This is a genomic window from Agrobacterium vitis (genome assembly GCF_013337045.2).
Taxonomy (GTDB): domain Bacteria; phylum Pseudomonadota; class Alphaproteobacteria; order Rhizobiales; family Rhizobiaceae; genus Allorhizobium; species Allorhizobium vitis_B.
This window is the reverse complement of sequence record NZ_CP118259.1, coordinates 55,447-71,820: the sequence shown is the minus strand read 5'-3', so window position 1 is coordinate 71,820 and position 16,374 is coordinate 55,447. Positions and strand designations below refer to the sequence as shown.

The 16,374-nt window shown below is 58.6% G+C and carries 18 protein-coding genes; 9 read left to right on the top strand and 9 right to left on the bottom strand.

Features of this window, described 5'->3' with window-relative positions:
• Positions 1 to 9 precede the first annotated feature (9 nt).
• Complete coding sequence (gene argF / locus G6L01_RS00355; RefSeq protein ID WP_070163680.1) at positions 10 to 927, top strand: ornithine carbamoyltransferase; 918 nt, start codon at positions 10 to 12, stop codon at positions 925 to 927.
• Between the two features lie 291 nt (positions 928 to 1,218).
• The gene (locus G6L01_RS00350; RefSeq protein ID WP_070163681.1) at positions 1,219 to 2,208 is read left to right on the top strand and encodes an Hsp33 family molecular chaperone; all 990 of its coding nucleotides are present in this window, start codon (positions 1,219 to 1,221) and stop codon (positions 2,206 to 2,208) included.
• 11 nt (positions 2,209 to 2,219) lie between these two features.
• Here G6L01_RS00350 and G6L01_RS00345 read toward each other — a convergent pair whose 3' ends face one another.
• The 5 genes from G6L01_RS00345 to dapD form a co-directional block, all read right to left on the bottom strand.
• On the bottom strand, positions 2,220 to 3,518 hold the full coding sequence (locus tag G6L01_RS00345; RefSeq protein ID WP_420359828.1) for a glycerate kinase type-2 family protein: 1,299 nt from the start codon (positions 3,516 to 3,518) through the stop codon (positions 2,220 to 2,222).
• A gap of 8 nt (positions 3,519 to 3,526) precedes the next feature.
• Positions 3,527 to 4,126, bottom strand: a complete 600-nt coding sequence (locus G6L01_RS00340; protein WP_070163682.1) for a DsbA family protein — start codon at positions 4,124 to 4,126, stop codon at positions 3,527 to 3,529.
• Between the two features lie 134 nt (positions 4,127 to 4,260).
• A complete protein-coding gene (locus tag G6L01_RS00335) occupies positions 4,261 to 4,857 on the bottom strand; it encodes a hypothetical protein (RefSeq protein WP_070163683.1) in 597 nt (198 codons plus the stop codon).
• Entirely contained in the window at positions 4,844 to 6,058 is a 1,215-nt protein-coding gene (dapE, locus tag G6L01_RS00330; RefSeq protein ID WP_070163684.1) for a succinyl-diaminopimelate desuccinylase, read from the bottom strand. Before dapE ends, G6L01_RS00335 begins: the two co-directional genes overlap by 14 nt.
• Positions 6,059 to 6,165: 107 nt before the next feature.
• A complete protein-coding gene (dapD, locus tag G6L01_RS00325; protein WP_070163685.1) occupies positions 6,166 to 7,023 on the bottom strand; it encodes a 2,3,4,5-tetrahydropyridine-2,6-dicarboxylate N-succinyltransferase in 858 nt (285 codons plus the stop codon).
• Positions 7,024 to 7,289: 266 nt separating this feature from the next.
• Here dapD and G6L01_RS00320 point away from each other — a divergent pair, with 266 nt between their 5' ends.
• Positions 7,290 to 8,168, top strand: coding sequence for an LOG family protein (locus tag G6L01_RS00320; protein ID WP_070164030.1), 879 nt, complete (start codon positions 7,290 to 7,292; stop codon positions 8,166 to 8,168).
• 248 nt (positions 8,169 to 8,416) lie between these two features.
• Here the strand turns inward: G6L01_RS00320 and G6L01_RS00315 are convergent, their stop codons facing one another.
• Positions 8,417 to 9,652, bottom strand: a complete 1,236-nt coding sequence (locus G6L01_RS00315; protein WP_070163686.1) for a flagellar hook protein FlgE — start codon at positions 9,650 to 9,652, stop codon at positions 8,417 to 8,419.
• 157 nt (positions 9,653 to 9,809) lie between these two features.
• Between G6L01_RS00315 and G6L01_RS00310 the strand changes: the two genes are divergently transcribed.
• The 3 genes from G6L01_RS00310 to G6L01_RS00300 all read left to right on the top strand — a co-directional run bounded on the left by G6L01_RS00310 (position 9,810) and on the right by G6L01_RS00300 (position 12,328).
• Positions 9,810 to 10,067 (top strand): hypothetical protein, encoded by a 258-nt coding sequence (locus tag G6L01_RS00310; RefSeq protein ID WP_070163687.1) that lies wholly within the window; start codon positions 9,810 to 9,812, stop codon positions 10,065 to 10,067.
• Positions 10,068 to 10,103: 36 nt separating this feature from the next.
• Complete coding sequence (locus G6L01_RS00305) at positions 10,104 to 11,342, top strand: DNA recombination protein RmuC (protein WP_234892001.1); 1,239 nt, start codon at positions 10,104 to 10,106, stop codon at positions 11,340 to 11,342.
• An 86-nt stretch (positions 11,343 to 11,428) separates the two neighbouring features.
• A complete protein-coding gene (locus G6L01_RS00300) occupies positions 11,429 to 12,328 on the top strand; it encodes a ribokinase (protein WP_071205960.1) in 900 nt (299 codons plus the stop codon).
• 56 nt (positions 12,329 to 12,384) lie between these two features.
• On the opposite strand, the gene argB is transcribed toward G6L01_RS00300, so the two are convergent.
• On the bottom strand, positions 12,385 to 13,272 hold the full coding sequence (gene argB / locus G6L01_RS00295) for an acetylglutamate kinase (protein WP_015914753.1): 888 nt from the start codon (positions 13,270 to 13,272) through the stop codon (positions 12,385 to 12,387).
• A gap of 145 nt (positions 13,273 to 13,417) precedes the next feature.
• Between argB and G6L01_RS00290 the strand changes: the two genes are divergently transcribed.
• Together G6L01_RS00290 and G6L01_RS00285 are read left to right on the top strand one after the other, a co-directional pair.
• Positions 13,418 to 13,954 carry a sigma-70 family RNA polymerase sigma factor gene (locus tag G6L01_RS00290; RefSeq protein WP_070163689.1) on the top strand — a complete coding sequence of 179 codons (537 nt, stop codon included), beginning with the start codon at positions 13,418 to 13,420 and terminating at the stop codon, positions 13,952 to 13,954.
• On the top strand, positions 13,951 to 14,673 hold the full coding sequence (locus G6L01_RS00285; protein ID WP_070163691.1) for an anti-sigma factor: 723 nt from the start codon (positions 13,951 to 13,953) through the stop codon (positions 14,671 to 14,673). The genes G6L01_RS00290 and G6L01_RS00285 overlap by 4 nt, the downstream gene beginning before the upstream one ends.
• A gap of 27 nt (positions 14,674 to 14,700) precedes the next feature.
• On the opposite strand, the gene G6L01_RS00280 is transcribed toward G6L01_RS00285, so the two are convergent.
• Complete coding sequence (locus tag G6L01_RS00280; RefSeq protein ID WP_156584249.1) at positions 14,701 to 14,856, bottom strand: hypothetical protein; 156 nt, start codon at positions 14,854 to 14,856, stop codon at positions 14,701 to 14,703.
• Positions 14,857 to 14,927: 71 nt separating this feature from the next.
• Here G6L01_RS00280 and G6L01_RS00275 point away from each other — a divergent pair, with 71 nt between their 5' ends.
• Positions 14,928 to 15,485 (top strand): fasciclin domain-containing protein, encoded by a 558-nt coding sequence (locus tag G6L01_RS00275; RefSeq protein ID WP_015914750.1) that lies wholly within the window; start codon positions 14,928 to 14,930, stop codon positions 15,483 to 15,485.
• 194 nt (positions 15,486 to 15,679) lie between these two features.
• On the opposite strand, the gene yihA is transcribed toward G6L01_RS00275, so the two are convergent.
• Positions 15,680 to 16,339, bottom strand: coding sequence for a ribosome biogenesis GTP-binding protein YihA/YsxC (yihA, locus tag G6L01_RS00270; protein WP_070163693.1), 660 nt, complete (start codon positions 16,337 to 16,339; stop codon positions 15,680 to 15,682).
• Positions 16,340 to 16,374: the final 35 nt, after the last annotated feature.

Genomic DNA, 16,374 nt, shown 5'->3' with positions numbered 1-16,374 from the left:
GGTAACACCATGGCATCCCCGAAACACTTCCTCGATCTCTCGGCCATGACGTCCGAGGACCTTCACTCTATTCTGTCCGACGCCCATCAGCGCAAGACCAGGACCCGGGCCGGAACAGCGGATAAGCCGCTGGCCGGCAAGATGCTGGCGATGATCTTCGAAAAGCCATCGACCCGCACCCGCGTCTCCTTCGATGTCGGCATGCGCCAACTGGGCGGCGAAACGCTGTTTTTGTCCGGCACGGAAATGCAGCTTGGCCGCGCCGAGACGATTGGCGATACGGCCAAGGTTCTGTCACGCTATGTCGACGCGATCATGATCCGCACCACCGATCACAACCGCTTGCTGGAACTGGCCGAGCACGCCACTGTTCCGGTGATCAATGCGTTGACTGACCTCACCCATCCCTGCCAGATCATGGCTGACATCATGACCATCGAGGAACATCGCGGCCCGATCCGGGGCAAGACGCTGGCCTGGACGGGTGATGGCAACAATGTCCTGCATTCGCTGGTCGAAGGGGCTGCCCGCTTCGGCTACCGGATGAACATGGCAGTGCCAATGGGCTCTGAGCCGGAAGACCAGATCCTCAACTGGGCGCGCAACAATGGCGGCGAGATCATGCTGTGCCACGATGCCGACCGGGCCGTGACCGGTGCCGATGCCGTGATCACCGATACCTGGGTATCGATGAACCTGGAGCACAAGGCACGCGGCCATAACGTATTCCAGCCCTTCCAGGTCAATCCCGCCCTGATGAAGCAGGCAAAGCCCGATGCATTGTTCATGCACTGCTTACCCGCTCATCGCGGGGAAGAAGTGACCGATGAAGTGATCGACGGGCCACAATCGGTCGTGTTCGACGAGGCGGAAAACCGGCTGCATGCCCAGAAGTCCATTCTCGCCTGGTGCTTTGGCGCGGTTTGACGGTTTCAGGCTGTTGAAAGCCTTAAATAGCGGGGTTGCAGGATGCGCTGCCCCGCGAGATTGCGAGAGCATGGCTGATGCGCAATTTTACCGCTTGATCTTGAAGCGGTAAGATACCATTTGTCCGTCTTGTTTCGAGGCATGGGCTTTTCCTCGGTTCGGACAGGTCGCTGTGAACCTACCTTGACCAAATAATCGTCATGCAGTCATTTTAGATTGCAGCGCCGTGCGGTAGATGCATGGCGTTGCCCTGCATTCATCCAGGGATGCATTCGTGCCAGGAGTTGTGCCATGACAGACAAATTGAGCGCGTTGGGCGAGTTCGGCTTTGCCGGCGATGACCGGGTCGTGCCCTTCCAGGTCGATGGTCTGGATGTGCGGGGCCGCGCGGTCCAGCTTGGGCCTTTGCTCAACACGATCCTGGATCGGCACGACTATCCACCGGCTGTTGCCCGCCTGCTGGCCGAGGCGATTGCACTGACGGTGCTGATCGGCACCTCGCTGAAATTCGAAGGCAAGTTCATCGTGCAGACCAAGAGCGATGGCCCGGTCGATTTGCTGGTCTGTGATTTTGCCACGCCAGAAAATGTCCGCGCCTATGCCCGCTTTGACGAAGAGCGATTGGCGCAGGCACTGGCGGACGGCAAATCGACACCGACCGACCTGCTCGGCGCGGGCATCCTGGCCTTTACCATCGATCAGGGCAATTACATGCAGCCCTATCAGGGCATCGTGCCGCTGGATGGCTCCTCGCTGGAAGACATTGCCGGTTTCTATTTTCGCCAGTCGGAGCAGATCCCGACGCGGGTGCGGCTGGCCGTGGCCGAGCTGTTTGATCGAGATAGTTCCGGCAAGCCGCGCCACAGCTGGCGCGCTGGTGGGCTGATCGCGCAATTCCTGCCGGAAGCCCCTGAGCGCATGCATCAGGGCGACCTGCCGGGCGGCGATGGCGACGATAACAACTATGACGGTCCGGATGATGACAATTGGGCGGAAGCCCGGATGCTGGTGGAAACCATCGATGGCGACGAGTTGACCGATCCCCAGATCGGCACCGAACGGCTGCTGTTCCGGCTTTTTCATGAGCGCGGCGTCCGGGTTTATGAACCGCAGGCCGTCCATGACCGGTGCAGTTGCTCGCGTGACAAGATCAAGGGCGTGCTCAAGGGCTTCACCGCCGAAGAAATCGCCGCCAGCGAAGAAGAAGGCGAAATTTCCGTGACCTGCGAATTCTGCTCGACCACCTATAAATACGAGGCTGATGAAGTGACGCCCGCATAACTTGCGAGCGCTCAAAGGATCAGGATTGCCCTGAAATCATTGACATTGGTGCCAGTCGGGCCGGTTTCAAACAGGTCGCCCAGCGCTTCAAAGGCGCTGTAGCTGTCATGGGCGTCCAGCAGGGCCGCACCATCCAACCCCAGTTGTTTCAACCTGATAATGCTGGTGCCATCGACAAAGGCACCGGCATTGTTTTCCGTGCCATCAATGCCATCGGTGTCGGCGGCCAGTACCTCGATACCGTGACCAGCCTCAATATCGTGACCAGCAATACCCAGCGCCATGGCGAGCGCGAAAGCGCCGTTGCGCCCACCGCGCCCTGTGGGTTGCACTCCTTGGCTTTTCATGGTGACCGTGGTTTCGCCACCGGACAGCAATACGACCGGCTTGGGAAATGGCCGGTCCTTGGCCGCGATTTCACGGGCCAGCGCGGCATGAACGCCAGCCACATCGCGCGCCTCCCCCTCGATACTGTCGGACAGGATTGCAGCGCGCACGCCAGCTGCTTCTGCGGCAAGCGCTGCTGCCTCAAGGGAGACGCTGGCTGATGCGATGATATGATGCCGGTCGCGCGCAAAGGCTGGATCATCTGGATGAGGCGCATCGGCGGCTGGAGAATTCAGGTGATCCAATGCCGTCTGCGGCAGGCGCAAACCATAGGTACGAACAATCTCCAGCGCCTGATGACGGGTTGAGGCATCCGGCACGGTCGGGCCAGAGGCAACATGCGCCGGGTTGTCGCCGGGAATATCGGAAACGATCAGGCTGATGACCGGCGCTCTGGTTAAGGCCGCCAGTCTTCCACCCTTGATCGTTGACAGATGTTTGCGCACCACGTTCATCGCGCTGATCGGCGCACCGCAGGCCAGCAATTGCCTGTTAAGGTAGATCTCGTCTTCCAACGTCATACCTGTCGGAGGAGCGGGCAGCAGTGCCGAGCCGCCGCCGCAGATCAGGGCAATCACCAGATCATCCGGGCCAAGCGGAGCAATGGCGCGCTTCAGCCGTTCAGCCGCAGCGAGGCCATTGGCATCGGGCACCGGATGCGCCGCTTCCAGCAGTTCCAGCCGGGCAAGCGGGCAGCCATAACCGTATCGGGTGACGATAACGCCTTCCAGCGGGCCATCCCATAGCGTTTCAAGTGCAGCGGCCATCTGGGCAGCGCCTTTGCCGGCACCAACCACCACAGTGCGGCCTTTCGGCCTTGCGGGCAAATGGGTTCGGATACCATTCAGCGGATCGGCCGCGGCAACGGCGGCAGCAAACAGTGAGGCCAGAAAGGAACGGGGGGCAAGCGTCAGAGGAGCTATCACCAAACTTATGCAGCCCTCGCCTTGGCAATCGCCTCCTTCAACGCTTTTTCATCGAGCGCGCCGGGATAGAGCGTCGTGCCGATCACGAAGGATGGCGTGCCGCGAAAACTCAGCGCTTGCGCCTGGAGCCAGTTGCGGTCGAGCAGGCGAGAAATCTTGTCGCTGTTCTTGTTGGCGGCAGCCTTGACGGCAGTCATGTTGACACCAACACTTTCAAGCGCCTGGGAAACGCTATCGGGCGTCAATCCGCCCTTCATATCCAGCAGGGCATCTTGGGCCGCTTTGTACTGGCCGAGGTCGGGAATGGAAAGAACAGCTTGGGCCGCGACGACTGAGGCCGGACCAAAGACCGGCCAATCCTTCATCACCAGCCGCACATGACCGTCGTCCCTCACCACTTTGCTGACAATAGGGTGATAGGTTTTACAGTAGCCGCATTGATAATCGAAGAATTCGGCAATGGTGACATCACCCTTTGGATTTCCCAGCACGGGAATATCCTTATCGAAGAAAATCTCCTGCGGACCGAGCTCCTTGGCCCTCAGCAAACCAGGCATAGCGAGGCAGGCGGCTGCAGCGGCAACCAGTGTCCGGCGTTTGATCATCACAGAATCCCCATTGTGAGTGCAAACTATCATGGGTCTTGCAGGTCGGAATAAAAATTTTCGTGTCCGGCGCAGGGCGATCGGTCAAGCGCTGAACAACGCAAGCAAGTGCCGCGGCAATCCAAAACCGCTTTTTAGAGCGGTGCGACGTCCAGATAGCGTTCCAGGAACTCCGACAGCAGCGTCGTCGGCACCAGCATGACCACGGTGATGGTCGAGACCAACAAAGTCTGGCCATCCAGTACCGCCGATGTCAACCGGAACACGCCGCCGACCAAGCCAAGCAAGAGCAATAGCCAGAGCAAGATCACCACCTGCCCGAGCCCCGGCATCAGGACGGATATGGCGATCAGCAGCGCATTGGCATAGGCAATCGGCAGCGCCAGCCAGTTGGATGTCACCACCAGGGCGTTGAAGCGGTCGTCAATCGAGAAGAAGCGGCAGATGAAGCCAACCAAAATCAGCGGCAGCATCCAGCTAGCCAGATCGATCATCGACATGCGCAGGAAAAACAGGGTCCGCATTTGCTGATAGACCGGGATATCCTCCAGCAATGCCCTGTACCAGAACACCCAGGAAAATATCATGGCCGGCAAGGACCAGGCGATGGACCAGAAGGAGCGGTTGACGCCCCGGTCGGACAGATCGAGATAGCTGAACCCCTGGCGGTCGCCCTTCAGCAACAGCCAGATCCCGGTCAGGTAGATTTCAACCTCCTTAAGCCCCGGCATGGGCAAACCAACTGCTGATGAAGGCGCCATATATGCCGGTCAACGCCTCCAGGTCCGGGACGGCGACCCGCTCATCGACCATATGCATGGTCTGGCCGACAAGGCCGAATTCCACCACCGGGCAGTAATCCTTGATGAAGCGGGCGTCAGACGTGCCACCTGTTGTCGACAGGGCTGGCGTTCTGCCGGTCATTTTTTCAATGGCCGCACTCAAGGAGGAGATCAACGCATTGTTGCGGGTCAGGAACACCTGGCTTGGCCGGTCGGCCCAGACAAGCTCATAGGCAATCGGCGGGCGGCCCGGTCGCAGCAGCGGGTCGGCGCTGGCCGCATCCAGGCGGGCAATGATGTCGGCCCTGAGCGTCTCGGCGGTCCAAGTATCGTTGAAGCGAATGTTGAATTTGGCGCTGGCACGGGCCGCAATGACATTGGTAGCAGCATTGCCGACATCAATCGTCGTCACTTCCAGATTGGAAGGCTGGAAATTCTCGGTACCCGCATCGAAGGCCGGATGCATCAGCGCTTCCGCAAGCTTGATCACGCCTCGCACCGGATTGTCGGCCAGATGCGGATAGGCGGCATGGCCCTGGACGCCCTTGACGACGATCTCGCCTGACAGCGAACCGCGTCGGCCAATCTTGATCATATCGCCAAGCTGATCTGGATTGGTCGGCTCACCCACCAGGCAGGCATCCCAGCGCTCGCCCTTGGCGGCGGCCCATTCCAGCAATTTGGTGGTGCCGTTGATTGAGGGCCCTTCCTCATCCCCTGTTATCAGGAAGGAGATCGAGCCTTTCGGCGCACCATGGCTTTCGATATGGCGGGCAATGGCTGCGACAAAGCAGGCGATGCCACCCTTCATGTCGACCGCACCACGCCCATATAGCTCGCCTCCGGCGATCTCGGCGGAAAACGGCGGATAGGTCCAGTCCGCCTCATTGCCGACAGGCACGACATCGGTATGCCCGGCAAACATCAGATGCGGCCCCTCCGTCCCCAACCGGGCATAGAGGTTCTCGACATCAGGCGTGCCGTCTTCGCGCGCCACCATCCGTTCCACGGTAAAGCCCAACGGCTCCAGCATGGCGGCCAGCGCCGACAGCGCCCCGCCCTCGGCAGGCGTCACGGAGGGGCAGCGGATCAGGGTCTGGAGATTTTCAACGGGATCGGTGGCGGATGAATTGGCTGGATGCTTTGACATATCGATCTTGAGAACGAGGCAAGGGGAAAGGGCGGACGCAATCGCGACTGAAAGGGGCAGGAACGGCCAAGGATCGCCGTGTTCCTGCCCGGAAAGTCAGCCGCAGATCAGTCCCGCAGCAGCTCGTTGATACCGGTCTTGGAGCGGGTCTGGGCATCGACGCGTTTGACGATGACGGCGCAATAGAGGCTAGGCGCTGGCAAGCCGTTCGGCATGGTATTGGGCGATGGCATCGCGCCTGCGACGACCACGGAATAAGGCGGCACTTCACCATACATCACCTCGCCGGTGGCGCGGTCGATGATCCTGGTGGATTTGCCGATATAGACGCCCATGCCGAGCACCGCACCTTCACGAATGATGCAGCCTTCCACGACTTCGGAGCGCGCACCGATGAAGCAATTGTCCTCGATAATGGTCGGCCCGGCTTGCATCGGTTCCAGCACGCCACCAATGCCGACGCCGCCCGACAGATGCACATGACGGCCAATCTGGGCGCAGGACCCTACCGTCGCCCAGGTATCGACCATGGTGCCCTCGCCGACATAAGCGCCGAGATTGACAAAGGACGGCATCAGAATGGCATTGGGGGCAATGAAAGCCGAGTGACGCACGACCGCATTGGGCACGGCACGGAAACCGGCGGCCCGGAACTGGTTTTCACCCCAGCCTTCGAATTTGGACGGCACCTTGTCCCACCAGGTCGAAGCCCCCGGCCCGCCCTTGACGACTTCCATGTCATTGAGGCGGAAGGAAAGCAGCACAGCCTTTTTCAGCCATTGATGCACGGTCCATTGACCATCCTCTCCACGGGTGGCAACCCGCACCTTTCCCTGGTCGAGCAGGGCAAGCGATTGCTCGACAGCATCGCGCACTTCGCCCTTGGTCGAGAGGGTAATGGTGTCGCGATTGTCGAATGCAGTATCGATGACAGTCTGCAAAGAGGAGAGGTCCATGGCACTCATGAGGATTCCTTAAACTTCATTGGCTAACGTCAAGTCCCGATGCCATCGGTCCTGCGTTGATAAACTGGTAATTTTCTCTAGCGCATTGGCTTGCCCTTGGGAACCGTTCAGCGTCCTCTCAGACGCATGTTTTCCAAGGCAATGCCGTAGCTTTGATCACAGCGCGGATGCGAGAAGTCCGTCGGCAGAAAGCGCCTCCGCCGTCATAAATCCCACTCGATTGACGGGATCATGCAGCGGTTCGGCAAGAGATGAAAGGTTCGAAGATGGCGAAGATGCGCAATGGAAAACGGCGAAAGACGGATGGCAGCTGGGCGCCGCTGAAGGACAACCAGACGGACCGGCAGAATGCCCGGATCGTGCCGCAAACGCCGCAAACCTTGTCGCCATCCTATCGTCTGGCCTATGCCGATGAAGATTTCCTGTGCCGGGAAGAATTGCGCCCCGTGCGTTTGCAGCTGGAATTGCTGAAAACCGAAATGGTGCTCTCCGAACGGGGCATCAAATCCACCGTGGTGATGTTCGGCGGTGCGCGCATTCCGGCACCCGGCCAATCCGCCTGGGCGGCGCGCAACGACATACAGCGGCGCAATCTCGAAGCCGCATCAGTATTTTATGACGAGGCCCGCGCCTTTGCCCGGCAATGCAGCCAATATGCGGCACGGTTCAACTATCAGGAATATGTGATCGTCACCGGCGGCGGGCCAGGCGTGATGGAAGCGGGAAATCGCGGTGCCGCCGACGTTGGCGCGCCATCAATCGGCTTGAATATCGTGTTGCCACATGAGCAGGCTCCCAATGCGTTCGTGACGCCGGACCTGTCCTTCAACTTCCACTATTTCGCCATCCGCAAGATGCATTTCCTGATGCGGGCCAAGGCAATCGTCGTCTTTCCCGGCGGCTTCGGCACGCTGGATGAAATGTTCGAGGCGGTGACGCTGATCCAGACCAAGCGCATGGCGCCAATCCCGCTCATCCTGTTCGGTCGGGAATTCTGGCACAGGATTATTGATTTCGACAGCCTGGCAGAGTTCGGAACGATTGCACCCGACGATGTCAAGCTATTGAGCTTTGTCGAAACCGCTGACGAGGCCTGGGATATTATCGCCCGGCGGTATGAAATCGAAACGGCTGAAACCGCGTGATCCACGGTACGACCGATATGGAGAAAACGAAAAACCTGCCGTGCGGGCACACGGCAGGTTTTTCGGGAAACGTCACCGGAATGAGCGGTGACGTTCAAGCGTGGCGCGCTGGTGAAGGAATGGGCCTCTCCTTTGCTCCCCTTGCAGCGTCGTGCGCCATATAGGGCGACGGCGCTGTAACGCTTTATATCTGCTGCATAATCTTTCCATGAGTCCGAAGAGATGACAGCCGATAGATCTGCGATCCGTTACCGGACCATGTTGATCACGGTGTCGAGCATGTCGGCTGCCGTCTGGAACACCTTGGAGTTGGCGCTATAGGCGCGCTGGGCGGCGATCATGTCCGAAAGTTCCGATGCCAGGTCGACGTTTGAGCTTTCCAGTGTGCTGGATTCGATGGTGCCGAAGCTGCCTGTGCCAGCAAAGCCGACGACGACGGTACCGGAATCTGCATCCACCTGATAGGCAGTGCCATCGACTTCCTCAAGGTTGTCAGGGCTGGCGACGGTAGCCAGAGCAATCTTGTAGGTATCTGTCGTGGTTCCGTCGGAAGAGACGGTGCTGATAACGCCATCGCTGCCGATCGTGTAGTCGGACGAGCTGCTGGCAGCACTGCCGTTTGCGCTACCCTCTATGCTGGTGGAGGTGGCCGTCTGGGTGATATCCGAAAAATCCAGATCAATCGTAAGGCCTGTCTCGGAATCGGTGAAGGACAGGGTGCTCGTGCTGCCGTCTTCCAACTCCCCTGTGCTATCGAAGGTCAATGTTGTCGAGCCAAGCTCACCATTATCATAGGGGAAGCTGGTTCCGTCATCATCGTCATTAGCCTCGTCATTGCGGTAGATCGAAACCTCCCACTCATCGTCATCGGTCTTGGTGAAATAGATGTCGTATTGGGTGGAGGCACCCTGCTCGTCATAAGTGACGATCGAAGACTTCGCCGTGTAGGTGGCATCCGCCGAGTTCGAAGACGGCGTATCCCCAGAAACGACTTCTTCATCGCTTTCCAGATTGCCGCTGACTTCGCCGGTGGTCGTGGCCGCTGCCGTGACCTCGCTGGTGTCAATTTTCACCGGTTCAAGACCGTCGAAACCATTGATGACAGAAGCCGGTTCGCCATTGTCATAGGAATAGCCCAGCAACGTGTAACCGGATGAGTTCACAAGGTAACCATCCTCGTCGATTTCGAAGTCGCCTTGACGGGTCAGGAAAACATCACCCTCATCGTTCTGGACAACGAAATATCCGTCACCGTCGATCGCCAGATCCGTCTCCGACGAGGTCGATTCCAGATCGCCCGACTGGGACACTGTTTGGGTGGTCGTCGAAGTCGTTCCGCCATTCACCAAACTCGAAAAAGCAGTCTCCGTGCCTTTGTAGCCGGTCGTGCTCGTATTGGAAATATTATCCCCGATGGAGGTGAGTTTATTGGACTGCGCCGTCAGCCCCGATACCGATGAGTTCATTGCAGATGCAAGAGACATATAACGGTCTTTCTGTATAATTGTTGTCGTAGCGAATTGATGTCTATAAAAACTTGTGCGAGGCTTACGGCTTTTCTATTCGTTTGATTTTATTTCCATATTTTAAATTCAACCGCGAATTCACGTGGGTTGAAACGACCTTGGAGAATGCTTGGCCATGCAGCTGCGCACCCGGCGAATCGAGGGAATGAAATGGGTACGGCAAGATGGGCGATGGCTGGCAGCCCTACCCTCCCTCGGGGCATCTGGAACAGACGAAACCATTGGCGTTAACGCGCTCGGGAAGGCTTGCTCAGTCTCTTCAATGAAGGCCTCGCACCTCCAGTCATTTCGCTTTTCGAAATATTTGATAGAATTCCTGCCGATGCCCTTTCCGAAAAACTGGCCGGCATCGCAGATTTTGTTCATGATTTGATCTGGTCTTCGGTGACAAACCTGCTAGATTGCGCCTATGAACCAATTGCTTTCCGCCCTCAGCAGGCCCGCACTCGCCTATGGTGAAAACCAGTTCAGTTTCGGTGCCTTGGCGCTGATCCTGGCCGTGGTTGTGCTCGCTGCTCTCTGGCTGCGTCTGCGTTTAAAACTTCGCCAAAAGGAAGATTTCGACCTCGAAGCCGCGATTGCCGCCGAGCGGCAGGCGAGCGAGGATCGCCGTTTGGAGGCGCTCATGCAGGCGCAAGCCGAAATGCAGGGTCGGCTTGCCACCATGGCGGATCTGTTCGGCGCCCGACAATCTGAATTCAACCGCAGTATCAACGAGCGACTGGACGGCATGACCCATCGCTTGGGAAGTACGATTACCGAACAGACGAAATCCACCCATGACAATCTGCGCATCCTGCAGGAACGGCTGGCGGTGATCGATGCCGCGCAGAACAACATCCAGTCCCTGGCAAAGGATGTGGTCGGATTGCAGGCCATTCTGTCCAACAAGCAGACACGCGGCGCCTTCGGTCAGGCACGAATGGAAACCATCATTGCCGATGGCTTGCCGATGGGCGCTTATGCCTTTCAGGATACGCTCTCCAACGGATCAAGGCCCGATTGCACCATCCGGATGCCGAACGGTCAGCCGCCGCTGGTGATCGACGCCAAATTTCCGCTCGAAGCCTGGAACGGCATCCGCGATGGGGCGACGCCGGAACAGAAAAAGCTGGCAGGCCAGCAGTTTCGACGCGATATGGAGGTGCATCTCAAGGATATTTCCGAGAAATATCTGATGCACGGCGAGACGCAGGATACGGCCTTCCTGTTCGTGCCATCCGAATCGATCTTTGCGGAGATCCACGAGAATTTCGAGGGCATTGTCCAGCGCGCCCATAAGCTCCGGGTGGTGATCGTTTCACCCTCCCTGCTGATGCTGTCGATCCAGGTCATCCAGGCCGTGCTGAAGGATCAGCGCATGCGCGAACAGGCCCACCTGATCCAGGGCGAGGTCATCCATCTCATGGAGGATCTCGGGCGGCTTGACGAGCGGACCCGCAAGCTGCAAAGCCATTTCCTGGCCGCCCAGAAAGATGTCGAGATGATCCTGACCTCGACCGATAAGCTCAATCGGCGCAGCGCCAGAATAGAGGCAATGGATTTTGCCAGTGCGCCGGACGCGACGGCAAAGCCAGCACCGCAATCGGACGCGAGCGTCGAGAGCCGGACAGGTCTTCTCAAACTGCGCCTTGTTGACGAAGACTGATCCCTGCCGCAAAACAGAGCCCGAATCAGTCGGACCGGTTTCCTTCAGGCCCGCATCATTCAAGCAGCATCGTCAGGAGTGCGCCCATGATTACCGTTTTCGGCTCCATCAACATGGATCTCATCGCGACCACCAGCCGCCTGCCCAAGCCGGGTGAGACGGTGGCAGGCAACGGCTTTGCTACAGCAGCCGGTGGCAAGGGTGCCAATCAGGCCTTGGCCGCACGCCGTGCGGGCGCGCAGGTGCGGATGGCTGGCGCGGTCGGCAAGGATGGGTTCGCAGCCCCTGCACTGGCACTTCTGGAGGAAAGCGGAGCGGATCTCGACAGCGTCAAGACCGTAGCGGAAGCAACGGGAACCGCACTCATTCTCGTCGGCGGTGACGGCGAAAACATGATTGCTGTCGTTCCAGGTGCCAATGGCAGCCTGACCAGCGCCGATGCCAGCGCCGCTATCAAGACCATGACCCGCAACGACAGTCTGGTGCTCCAGCTCGAAATTCCAGCCGCAGCCGTCGAAACCGCTCTGCATGAGGCCAAGGCCGCCGGTATCCGCACCATCCTCAATATTGCGCCGCTGACGGATGAAGCCGCGCGCCTCGGACGAATGGCCGATATCGTCATCGCCAATGAAACCGAATTCGAGCGGCTGGCCGGAGAGACAAATATGGGAGCTGCGGAACGCGAGGCCGCCCTTGTCCGCCTGCATGGCGAAACCGGACAGATCCTGATCGTGACGCTTGGCGCCGAAGGCGTCATCGCCATCCGCGACGGCAAGATTGAGCGGGCATCCGGCTTGACCATCGAGCCGGTCGATACGGTCGGTGCCGGGGATACGTTCTGCGGCTATCTGGCCGCTGGTCTCGATGCGGGTCTTGCCTTCGAGGAGGCGCTACATCGCGCTGCCGTCGCCGGATCACTGGCCTGTCTGAAAGCTGGCGCGCAGCCCGCTATTCCGCTGGCAGACGCCGTCACGGAAAGACTCTGATGCCGAATCGGCGCCGTGCTTGATCAGCGCGGCGCCGAAGGCCTGACTGCATAGTTTCAGGGCACGATCAGCGTACCCGCGCCATGTTCCGTGAAGATTTCCAACAGAACGGAATGCGCCGTCTTGCCGTTCAGGATGACAACGCCATGTACGCCAGCATTGATCGCGTCGATGCAGGTTTCGACCTTGGGGATCATGCCGCCGGAAATCGTGCCATCCTTGATCAGTGCGCGGGCCTGGGCCACTGACAATTCCTTGAACAGCTCGCCATTCTTGTCCAAGACTCCGGGGACATCGGTCAGAAACAGCAGCCGGTCAGCCCTGAGCGCACCGGCAATGGCACCGGCAAAGGTATCGGCATTGATATTATAGGTATGGCCGTCACGACCCGGAGCCACAGGGGCAATCACCGGGATCATCTCCGACTTCGCCAGAAGATCGAGCAGCGTGCGATCAACCTCGACCACTTCACCGACAAAGCCAAGGTCCAGAACGCGTTCGATATGGGAATCCGGATCGATAACGGTTTTCTTGGCCTTTTCGGCAAACACCATGTTGCCGTCCTTACCGCAAAGGCCAATCGCCCATTCGCCGGTCTGATTAATCAGCGCGACGATTTCCTTGTTGATCGATCCGGCCAGCACCATTTCGACGATTTCGACGGTTTTCTGATCGGTGACGCGCAGGCCGCCCTCGAATTTCGATTCGATCCCCATCTTGGTCAGCATCGCGCCGATCTGTGGGCCGCCGCCATGCACGACAATCGGGTTGACACCGGACTGTTTCAGCAGTGCGATATCGGCGGCAAAGGCCCGGCCCAACTCGGCATCGCCCATGGCGTGACCACCATATTTCACGACAATCGTCTTGTTTTCATAGCGCTGCATGAAGGGCAACGCCTGCGCAAGAAGGCGGGCCTGGGTCTGGCTTTCGGAGGCGCTCATTGAGGATCCCTTCGGTTGGTTCGGCGCCTTTTACCTCAAGAATACGGCAGATGGAATAATCCAGACGGCACTGTTGATCGAAATGATATGGGGAAACTGCAATGAACGCAGCTTCCCTGGACCATTACGCGAAGTGGATGCATGGATGAGCGATGAGATCGGGATATTGCTGGGGAAAATTGCGCTCAGGGACCGCATGGCCCTGTCGGAGCTCTATCGGCGCACCAGCCCGAAACTTTTTGGCATCTGTCTCCGTCTGCTCAAAGACAGAGGCGAGGCGGAAGACGCGATGCAGGAAATCTTCGTAAAAATCTGGCAGAGGGCTCAAAGCTTTGCCGCGACAGGCCATAATGCCATGGGCTGGCTTGGAACCATCGCCCGTTATCACTGCATAGACCGTCTGCGCATGAGGACACCGGTTGTGATCGAACTCGACGAGGCCTGGCATGTTGCTGACAGCGCACCAGACCCGGAACAGGCAGCCAGCATACGCAGTGAAGGAAAGCGGATTGACAGCTGCATGGAAGCATTGGAAGCTGACCGCGCCGCCGCCGTGCGGCAGGCCTATGTGGAGGGGCTTAGCTACCAGGAGTTGGCGGAGCAGTTCAATGTACCGTTGAACACGATGAGGACATGGCTGCGACGCAGCCTTTTGGCATTGAGAGAGTGCTTGGAAAGATGACGACACCGGATCAGAGCAAGGGAGACCGCTCCAGGGACGAGGTTCTGGCGGGGGAATATGTGCTCGGCGTGCTTTCGGCCAAAGGCCGTGTTGAGGTGGAGGCCCGGCTAAAGCGGGATAGGCCCTTCGCCGCCATCGTTCAGCGCTGGGAGGAGAACCTTTCACAGTTCAATGACGATTATGGCGTGGAATTGCCTCGACCGGAAAGTTTCCAGAAGCTGGAAGCCCGGCTGTTTACCGAGAAGAGCACCGGCCCCGCTGGTCCCTGGGTAAGACTTTGGCATTCCGTCCCCTTCTGGCGCGGCCTGTCGTTGACCAGTCTGATCGCGGTCGCCAGTCTGATCGGCGTCGAGCTCGGCGTCTGGGAGAGCCGTTACGGCGCACGCCCGCTGGTGGCGGATCTGGAAACTCAAAATGCAGATTTGTCGCTGGTTGCCAGCTATGACCGGCAAAGCGGACGGTTGCGCGTCACGCCGGTCGCGTCGCGTGCCGAGGGACAGAAATCGCTGGAATTATGGATGGTCGAGGCCAATAAGCCACCGCGCTCGCTTGGCGTGCTCCCGCAATCCGGCGAGGGTGAATTCCTGGTTCCCGACAGCATGCGCCCACGTCTGAAGGATGGCGTGACGCTCGCCGTCAGCATTGAGCCTTTCGGTGGTTCGCCGACGGGGACGGCGACAGGGCCGGTGATCGCTTCAGGCAAAACTCATATCCCTTAAGAGAAATAGCGCTTTAAAATCAAAATATTAAAAGTCATTTTCATTTTTCTGCACCGAACCTGAAACTCTTTTTCCCGAACCTCCGTCTTTACCATTGTCCCCGCCATTGCGCGGGGACGTTACAACGGCCTGCGTCTGACGACGACATTCAAGGCTGCTGTAACGGTTTTCAATCTGCTGCATGGTTTCTGGCCGATCCGGCCTGCGGCCATACCAGCCAAAGACATAATCAACCGGGAAGAGGACCTAGACCCATGACCAAGACCACCCTTCGCCTGCTGGCCGCCGTTTCCATCATTGCGGCCGGAAGCGCCGTGGCCTTTGCCAAGAACCCGATGGTCGGTGGCGCCGCCATGTATGAAAACAAAAATATCGTTGAAAACGCCGTGAATTCCAAGGATCACACGACCCTTGTCGCCGCAGTCAAGGCGGCTGGCCTGGTCGAAACACTGGAGGGCAAAGGCCCGTTCACGGTCTTTGCGCCCACCAACGAAGCCTTTGACAAATTGCCGAAAGGTACGGTGGAAACCCTGCTGAAGCCGGAAAACAAGGAAAAGCTGACGAAGGTGCTGACCTGCCATGTGGTTGCCGCCGATGCCATGTCCACGGCCATCGAAAAGATGATCAAGGACGATGGTGGCGAGCATGACGTCAAGACGGTTGGCGGCTGCGTGCTGAAGGCCAAGGAATCCAAGGGCAAGATCACCCTGACGGATGAGACCGGCGGCGTTGCCCATGTGACCATCGCCGATGTGAAACAGTCGAATGGCGTTATCCATGTCATCGACAAGGTCTTGCTGCCGAAGATGTAACCCCCTCACAGTCCGAGCTGGAAGAGCGGCTGGCGGGCCACTTTTCTGGTAAAGACTGGCAGTTTCGGCAGTGCCCGGCGGTAGAGTGCCACCTACCGCCGGGCTTTTTCTGCTATTTCGCCAGCCAAATACCAGAAGACAAAGCCTCCAACAGCAAGCCCAGCGGTTACGCCAAGGCCGGGAGGTACATTACATCAGCCGAAATGCCCGACGGTTTCGCAAATCGCCGCACGCAATTCTTTCAATCCGTTGTCTTTTTCCGAGGACGTCGAAAGCACGAAGGGATAGGCTGCCGGACGCTTGCGGATTTTCTCAAGCGTTTCCTCGATCAGACGCGGCACGCCCGCCTCCTTGATCTTATCCGTCTTGGTCAGCACAATCTGGTAGGACATCGCTGCCTTGTCGAGCAATGTCAGCACATCCTCATCATTCTTCTTGATGCCGTGGCGGCTGTCGATCAGCAGATAGACCCGCTTCAACGTCGCCCGTCCGCGCAGATAGTCGAAGACCAGCTTGGTCCACGCATCCACATGGTCTTTGGGCGCCTTGGCATAGCCATAGCCCGGCATATCGACCAGCGCCATCGGCGGCAGGTCATCGCCCTCGCCGCTATAGCCCTCGGGAACGAAATAGTTCAGCTCCTGGGTGCGGCCAGGCGTGTTGGACGTGCGCGCCAAGCCCTTCTGGCCGACGAGCGCATTGATCAGCGATGATTTCCCCACGTTGGAGCGCCCCGCGAAGGCGATCTCCAGCGGGCCTTCCGGCGGCAGAAATTTCATCGATGGCACGCCGCGGATAAAAATCCATGGCCGGCCAAACAGCGGCTGGTCGCTCGTTGCCTTTGTTGCAGTCATCGTCTTCTCTCCTGCGGCAGATCCTGATCCACCGA

Excerpts from the sequence above, each read along its gene's own strand:
- G6L01_RS00285 (WP_070163691.1), top strand. The coding sequence starts at position 13,951 with ATGACGACACCGGATCAGAGCAAGGGAGACCGCTCCAGGGACGAGGTT.
- dapE (WP_070163684.1), bottom strand. The coding sequence starts at position 6,058 with ATGTCAAAGCATCCAGCCAATTCATCCGCCACCGATCCCGTTGAAAAT.
- G6L01_RS00315 (WP_070163686.1), bottom strand. The coding sequence starts at position 9,652 with ATGTCTCTTGCATCTGCAATGAACTCATCGGTATCGGGGCTGACGGCG.
- G6L01_RS00340 (WP_070163682.1), bottom strand. The coding sequence starts at position 4,126 with ATGATCAAACGCCGGACACTGGTTGCCGCTGCAGCCGCCTGCCTCGCT.
- yihA (WP_070163693.1), bottom strand. The coding sequence starts at position 16,339 with ATGACTGCAACAAAGGCAACGAGCGACCAGCCGCTGTTTGGCCGGCCA.
- G6L01_RS00305 (WP_234892001.1), top strand. The coding sequence starts at position 10,104 with ATGAACCAATTGCTTTCCGCCCTCAGCAGGCCCGCACTCGCCTATGGT.
- G6L01_RS00275 (WP_015914750.1), top strand. The coding sequence starts at position 14,928 with ATGACCAAGACCACCCTTCGCCTGCTGGCCGCCGTTTCCATCATTGCG.
- G6L01_RS00280 (WP_156584249.1), bottom strand. The coding sequence starts at position 14,856 with ATGCAGCAGATTGAAAACCGTTACAGCAGCCTTGAATGTCGTCGTCAG.
- G6L01_RS00335 (WP_070163683.1), bottom strand. The coding sequence starts at position 4,857 with ATGCCGGGGCTTAAGGAGGTTGAAATCTACCTGACCGGGATCTGGCTG.
- G6L01_RS00300 (WP_071205960.1), top strand. The coding sequence starts at position 11,429 with ATGATTACCGTTTTCGGCTCCATCAACATGGATCTCATCGCGACCACC.
- argF (WP_070163680.1), top strand. The coding sequence starts at position 10 with ATGGCATCCCCGAAACACTTCCTCGATCTCTCGGCCATGACGTCCGAG.
- G6L01_RS00350 (WP_070163681.1), top strand. The coding sequence starts at position 1,219 with ATGACAGACAAATTGAGCGCGTTGGGCGAGTTCGGCTTTGCCGGCGAT.
- G6L01_RS00320 (WP_070164030.1), top strand. The coding sequence starts at position 7,290 with ATGGCGAAGATGCGCAATGGAAAACGGCGAAAGACGGATGGCAGCTGG.
- G6L01_RS00290 (WP_070163689.1), top strand. The coding sequence starts at position 13,418 with ATGAGCGATGAGATCGGGATATTGCTGGGGAAAATTGCGCTCAGGGAC.
- dapD (WP_070163685.1), bottom strand. The coding sequence starts at position 7,023 with ATGAGTGCCATGGACCTCTCCTCTTTGCAGACTGTCATCGATACTGCA.
- G6L01_RS00310 (WP_070163687.1), top strand. The coding sequence starts at position 9,810 with ATGCAGCTGCGCACCCGGCGAATCGAGGGAATGAAATGGGTACGGCAA.
- argB (WP_015914753.1), bottom strand. The coding sequence starts at position 13,272 with ATGAGCGCCTCCGAAAGCCAGACCCAGGCCCGCCTTCTTGCGCAGGCG.